This is a genomic window from Methylobacterium sp. WL103 (assembly GCF_008039885.1).
GTDB classification, from domain to species: domain Bacteria; phylum Pseudomonadota; class Alphaproteobacteria; order Rhizobiales; family Beijerinckiaceae; genus Methylobacterium; species Methylobacterium cerastii.
In genome coordinates this window covers 1-6,227 of sequence record NZ_VRUX01000239.1, presented here as the reverse complement: position 1 = coordinate 6,227, position 6,227 = coordinate 1, and the positions used below count along the sequence as shown (strand labels likewise).

Below are 6,227 nucleotides of genomic sequence, written 5' to 3'. Positions count from 1 at the left end.
CCGGGAAGGCGCGCGCGCAGGTCCGGCACGACGGCGCCGTCCGGCCCGAGGACGAACCGGATCATCGCGTCCGGCGCCTGCGCGGTCCGGGTGACGATGCAGGTGCGCAGCGTACCCTGACGGCCGCGATTCGGTCCGGCGTCGAGGGCGATCTCCTCGACGCCCTCGTCAGCCGTCGGCTGCGCGGCCTGGATCATGTCGCCGGACGCGGCCTGGATCATGTCGCCGGACCTCGCGCCTTCAGTTCGCTTCGGCCTCGACGGGCTCCGCCTCGCCTTCGGCCGTCTCGGGCTCGGGAAGGGCGTCGATCCAGCCGGCATGCAGGCGCGCGGCCATGATCATGCCTTCCGCCTCGGTGCGGGAGACCTCGAAGCCGTCGAGGTAGCCGGCGTGGCGCTTGGCCTCCGGGCCGCGGCCTTCGGTGTAGCCGACGAGGTCGTCGGTGGCGCAGCCGGCCAAGTCCTCGATCGTCTTCACGTCGTTCTCGCCGAGCGAGACCAGCATCGGCGTGGTAAGGCCGTCGATCTCGCGCAGCTCGTCCTGGACGCCGAGCTCGATGCGGCGGTCGTCGTGCTCCTGCTCGATGCGGGCGAGGTGGTCCTGCGCGCGCGCCTGGATTTCGGCGCCGGTCTCCTCGTCGAGGCCCTGGATCGAGGACAGCTCCTGGATGTCGACGTAGGCGATCTCCTCGACGTTGCGGAAGCCTTCCGCGGCCAGCAGCTGGCCCACGGTCTCGTCCACGTCCAGCGCCCCCATGAACACGGTGGTGCGCTCGGCGAACTCCTTCTGGCGGCGCTCGCTCTCCTCGGCCTCGGTGAGGATGTCGATGTCCCAGCCGGTGAGCTGCGAGGCCAGGCGCACGTTCTGGCCGCGGCGGCCGATGGCGAGCGAGAGCTGGTCGTCGGGCACCACCACCTCGATGCGGTCGGCCTCCTCGTCGAGCACCACCTTGACGACTTCCGCCGGCTGCAGCGCGTTGACGATGAAGGTGGCCTGGTCCTCCGACCACGGGATGATGTCGATCTTCTCGCCCTGGAGCTCGCCGACCACCGCCTGGACGCGGGAGCCGCGCATGCCGACGCAGGCGCCGACCGGGTCGATCGAGCCGTCGCGGGAGATCACGGCGATCTTGGCGCGCGAGCCGGGGTCGCGGGCGACCGCCTTCACCTCGACGATGCCGTCGTAGATCTCCGGCACTTCCTGCCCGAAGAGCTTCGCCATGAACTGCGGGTGCGAGCGCGAGAGGAAGATCTGCGGCCCGCGCACCTCGCGGCGCACGTCGAACAGGTAGGAGCGGATGCGGTCGCCGGGGCGGAAGGTCTCGCGCGGGATCATCTCGTCGCGCCGGACGATGCCCTCGCCGCGGCCGAGGTCGACGATCACGTTGCCGTACTCGACGCGCTTGACGAGGCCGTTCACGATCTCGCCGATGCGGTCCTTGTACTCGTCGAACTGGCGGTCGCGTTCGGCGTCGCGGACCTTCTGGACGATGACCTGCTTGGCCGACTGCGCGGCGACGCGCCCGAAGTCGAAGGGCGGCAGGGTGTCGGAGATCACGTCGCCGACGAGCGCGCCCGGATTGTAGCGCCGGGCTTGGTCGAGGGTGATCTCGCGGGCGTCGTTCTCGACGAGATCGACCACGAGCAGGTGGCGGGAGAGCCGCAGCGCCCCGGTCTTGTTGTCGATCTCGGCGTGCACGTCGGTCTCGGCGCCGTAGCGGGAGCGCGCGGCCTTGGCGATCGCCTCCTCCATCGCGTCGATGACGATGGAGCGATCGATCACCTTCTCGCGGGCGACCGCGTCGGCGATCTGCAGGAGTTCGAGCCGGTTGGCGCTGACGACGGCCATCTGTGTCGGTCCTTCTCTTGGGGTGCCGCTCCGGCGCGCCGCCTTGCGAGCGGGCCGGGCTGCGATGCTCTAGTGAAGCGAGTCGCGGTCCTTGAGGCGGGCCGCCTTGGTGGTCACGGGCTTCTTCGGCGCGTCCGAGGCGGGCTTCGCCTTGACCGGCTTGGCGGCCTTCGGCTTGGCGGAGGCCTTCAGCCGCTTCGGGAACGGGGCAGGCGGCAGGGGCGCCTCCTCCCCGTCGTCCGCGTCGGACTCGCCGTCGAAATCCGCGTCGAGATCTTCCGGGGTTCCGCCGCCGCGGCGCAGCGATTCCCGGATCAGGTCGTCGGTCAGGACGAGATGCGCCTCGGACAGGTCGCGCAGAGGCACCGAGACCCGGCTCGGAAAGCCTTCCTTCACGTCGGGCAGGTCGACCGGCACGGTGAGGGTCGCCGCATCCGGCTCGCCGATGATCCCGCGGAAGCGCTTGCGCCCGTCGAGCGGCACGGACAGCTCGATCTTGGCCTCGTAGCCGGCCCAGCGGGCGAAGTCCGAGACCCGGACCAGCGGCCGGTCGATGCCGGGAGAGGACATCTCGAGGTAGTAGGCGATGCCCACGGGGTCATCGAGGTCGAGGATCGGCGAGATCGCGCGGCTCACGGTCTCGCAGTCGTCGATGGACATCGAGCCGTCCGGGCGCTCGGCCATGATCTGCACGGTGCAGCCGTTGGCGCTCGACACCTTCACCCGCACGAGACGGAACCCGAGGCCCTCGATCGGACCCTCGATCACCTGCGCCACGCGCGCGGCGACGCCGGTCTCGCGAACGAGACGCTTCTCGGTCGGCTCGGGCGAGGGGACGGCGGACGGCTCGGACATGACTGCGCTCAGGGTCGGGCTCGCTGACGGGGCGGCGTTCCGGCCGGGGGCGACCAAGGCTTGCGGCAATAAAAAAGAGCGGACCCGGTGGGGCCCACTCCCGAACCGCAGCCTCACGACTGCAACCAGAACTGATGACGAACGATCTAGCGGGTGAACGCGCAGAATTCAAGCGTCTTCACGCTTGGCGCGGCGTTGCATGGGCCCGACGATGCCGGACGACCCGGAACGACTCATGGATCGATCCAGAGCCGCGGAAGGGCTCCCGCGGCGTCGGATCGTCGGTCGCCCGGGTCACCCCTCCTCGATGGGAAACGGCGTTGGCTCCCACCATGGCTCGACCTTGTGGAAGCGCGCCGCCTCGGCCTCCCAGCGGTGTAGGATCACGGCCAGGGCCGCACGGTCGCCGGTGCGCAGCGGTTCGACGATCTCGAGGATGCGGCGGCGGCGGCGCCGGTAGTCGGTGCAGCTGCCGGCCTTCTCCCAGGCCTCGATGGCGCGCCGCGTGCGCGCGCCGCGCTTGGGATAGTCGAGGATCTCCGGCGGCTCGTAATCGCCGTAGGTGTCGCTCTCGTACCACCGCCAGATCCGGGCGAGGTATTCGCGCGCCTCGTCCAGCGCGCCCGCCGCGAGGGCGATCGCCATGCGCTGCTCGTCGTGAAGGCCGAGGCTCGGGACGATGTGGCTGCGGTAGAAGTCCAGATAGGCATGGTGGTCGAGGGCCATCGGGCGCAGCAGCGGCAGGACCTGCTCCTCGACCGCACGCGTGAAGATGCGGCCGATCTCGGGATCGGCCCACGCGAAGTCCCCGACCGTGGCCGCCCACGCGGCGAGCTTGGGAAATTCCGGCCTCTGCTGGTAATCGGGCTGGAGAAAGTAGTCCCGCGTGAAGGGGGCCGGTCGGGGCTCGCGTCGAAATCCCTCGGAAAAACTTCCGACAACCCAATCCCAGGTCGCGCCACCCCAATACAAGGGCGTGATACTGTACCTGGGCCAAAACACATCCGCAGAGCTGCTGCGATGGATGTAGACCTGCGCGATGGTATGACGGATCGGGCGGATCCAGATCGCATGCGGGTTCACTTGGACGAAATCCGGATTGTGCTTCAGCACGTCCCGGAAAAGCCGAGCCAACTGCTTCTTGGTCGTCATCGCGATTCCCGCATCTGTATGACGATGATCCGTTGCGTTGCCGGAAAATACGTCTTCGATCTGGTGGCGTAGCGCACCCACTCGGACCAGCTGAGGCCGCGAAGTCCCGTCTTATAGTCATAGACGCAGGCGACGGCCGGCTGCGGACGATGGTATTGGTCGAGGCGGCTCGTGCCGGATTGACCATACGTGCCCTCGTCTCCATTTTTGAGGATCGATAGCTCCGATTTGAAATTGGCGATGTCTTGGGCTTTTGCCCAACGATCCATCAGCACGTGGATCGCGGTGCCGATGGCTTGCGGCGTTCGATACACACCGCTTCCTCGGACCGCCGCGGCGACCGCGTCGAGCTGGGTCTGGATCTCACCGGTCTTCGGGCAAGCGGCGTCGAGGGATGCCTGGTCGAGCGGGCCGACCCAGATCGCCGGCATGTGCCTGAAATCCTCGGCCCCACGGAACTCGTGCGCCGTGGTGCCGAGGACGGTGCCGTAGCGACCCCGCTGCGCCGAAAGCGTCGCGAAGAGCGTACCGGCGAGCTCGAGCGTCCGCAGGATCCGAACGGCCGCCAGGGCAAGCGGAACTGCCGGCAGGAAGGCGGGCTGCACCGTCGCGTCCGGCTCGGCACCGTTTGCCGTGAAAGTGCTGCGGCCCAGGATCTCGCCGGAGACGCCATCGCGGATCGTCTGCGTCGCGCCGAGGGTCTCGAAGACCCGGCTCTCGCCGTCCGGCGCGGTGACCGTATGCTGCTCGTCGAAGTCGCGCCGGCCCGCACGGATGCGGATCGAGAGGACGCGGGTGCCGTCGTCGAGTCGGGTCTCCTCGCGGCTCTGAGCGGGCTCGGCCACGGGCATCTGCGCCCATTGCGGCCTGACCAGCCGCAGCACGTCCGGATCGACGGTACCGCCACTTCCGCCGCCGTCGCCGACCCATTGCCCGCCGTTCGGTTGCCCGGCCGGCGCGCGCGGCTGCTCGGACCAGTCCTTCCGCCGCAAAACCTGCTCCAGGCGGAGCAGCTTCGTGTCGAGGGACAGCCCGGCCAGAAGCCCCTTCAGCTGCTGGATCTCGTCACCAATCCTCGGTTGTCTCGCCATGGCATCGATCCGAATCGGCTACGATTAGGAACAATTACCAGAACAAAACAGGTTTTTCCATCTTATTTTCCTATCCATTGCGTGCCTTGAGACGCTGTGCCGCGAACGGAACGGCGTTCGAAGTGCGCACCCGATAGCCGGTGCGGACCGGACGCCGACCCGGCTTTCGCGCGAGCCTCTCATGTCGCCGCGATGCGACCAAAGGCATTTGGCGCCCGAATCGGAAGCCGGTCGGCGCGAACTCCATGGGCGTCGTCTCAGCGCGAGGCCGCCGCGTAGGATACCACCGGTGGGGTCGGCGAGGGCGCGCGCTCGGTTCGCGCGACGGCGACCGCCCAGGCCACCAGCACGATCGCGACCGCGACGTCGCGCGGACGCGGCGGACGGGGTGCGCTTGGCGAATCAGGCATCGGATCGAGGCTCCTCGAAGGGGAGCGGCATCCTGCAACGGGGATGTTGCCGGATTATGTGGGAAATTCACCCACGAACTGCGGCGACGGCCGCATCAGCGCTCGGGCAGGGCGAAGACGGTCAGCTGGCCGCCGAGCGCAGTGTAGTCCGAGAGCGCCGCATAGCCACCGACCGCGCCAGCCCCGTCCGCCGGGTCGGTGAGGCCGGCGGCCAGGCCGATGCCGGCCCAGCCGCCGACGCCGGAGAGCACCGCCACGTATTGGCGGCCGCGATGGCGGTAGGTCATCACGTTGCCGACGACGCCGGACGGGGTCTTGAACCGGTAGAGTTCCCGGCCGGTCGCCGCGTCGACCGCCTTCAGGTAGCCCTCGAGCGTGCCGTAGAAGACCACGCCGCCGGCGGTGGCGAGCGCGCCCGACCAGACCGAGAACGGCTCGGGGTTCGACCAAGCGATCCGACCCGCGACGCCGTCCCAGGCGACGAACGCGCCGGTCCGGGTCTCGCCCGGCGGCGGCTGCAGCCCGACGGTGGCGCCGACGAACGGCACGCCTGTCGTGTAGGTGACGTGGAACGGCTCGTAGCTCATGCAGATGTGGTTGGTCGGCACGTAGAACAGCCGCGTCTCGGGCGAATAGGCCGCCGGCTGCTGGTTCTTCGCCCCGATCGCGCCGGGACAGATGCCGGCGGTGGTCTCGTCCTCGCCGGTCCGCTCGGGCGAGTAGGCCTCGGCGACGAGCGGGCGCCCGTAGGTCTTCGACCCCTTGTCCATGTCGACCTTGGAGGCCCAGTTGACGACCGGGTCGAACTTCTCGGCGACGAGGAGTTCGCCGGTGGCGCGGTTCAGGGTGTAGCCGAAGCCGTTGCGGTCGA

General features: G+C 69.0%; 7 protein-coding genes. All 7 read right to left on the bottom strand.

Features of this window, described 5'->3' with window-relative positions; translation table 11 throughout:
* Positions 1-197, bottom strand: a 197-nt coding sequence (locus tag FV222_RS14960) for a DUF448 domain-containing protein (protein WP_147814886.1), incomplete at its 3' end; no start/stop codon positions are given.
* Between the two features lie 43 nt (positions 198-240).
* The gene (gene nusA, locus FV222_RS14955) at positions 241-1,848 is read right to left on the bottom strand and encodes a transcription termination factor NusA (RefSeq protein ID WP_147814884.1); all 1,608 of its coding nucleotides are present in this window, start codon (positions 1,846-1,848) and stop codon (positions 241-243) included.
* Positions 1,849-1,917: 69 nt separating this feature from the next.
* Entirely contained in the window at positions 1,918-2,703 is a 786-nt protein-coding gene (gene rimP / locus FV222_RS14950) for a ribosome maturation factor RimP (RefSeq protein ID WP_147754268.1), read from the bottom strand.
* Between the two features lie 294 nt (positions 2,704-2,997).
* Entirely contained in the window at positions 2,998-3,855 is an 858-nt protein-coding gene (locus tag FV222_RS14945; protein ID WP_147814882.1) for a hypothetical protein, read from the bottom strand.
* Positions 3,852-4,847 carry a hypothetical protein gene (locus FV222_RS14940; RefSeq protein ID WP_147814880.1) on the bottom strand — a complete coding sequence of 332 codons (996 nt, stop codon included), beginning with the start codon at positions 4,845-4,847 and terminating at the stop codon, positions 3,852-3,854. The genes FV222_RS14945 and FV222_RS14940 overlap by 4 nt, the downstream gene beginning before the upstream one ends.
* Before the next feature lie 356 nt (positions 4,848-5,203).
* The gene (locus tag FV222_RS29675; RefSeq protein WP_187277344.1) at positions 5,204-5,356 is read right to left on the bottom strand and encodes a hypothetical protein; all 153 of its coding nucleotides are present in this window, start codon (positions 5,354-5,356) and stop codon (positions 5,204-5,206) included.
* Positions 5,357-5,451: 95 nt separating this feature from the next.
* Positions 5,452-6,227, bottom strand: a 776-nt coding sequence (locus FV222_RS14935) for a PQQ-binding-like beta-propeller repeat protein (RefSeq protein ID WP_147814878.1), incomplete at its 5' end; no start/stop codon positions are given.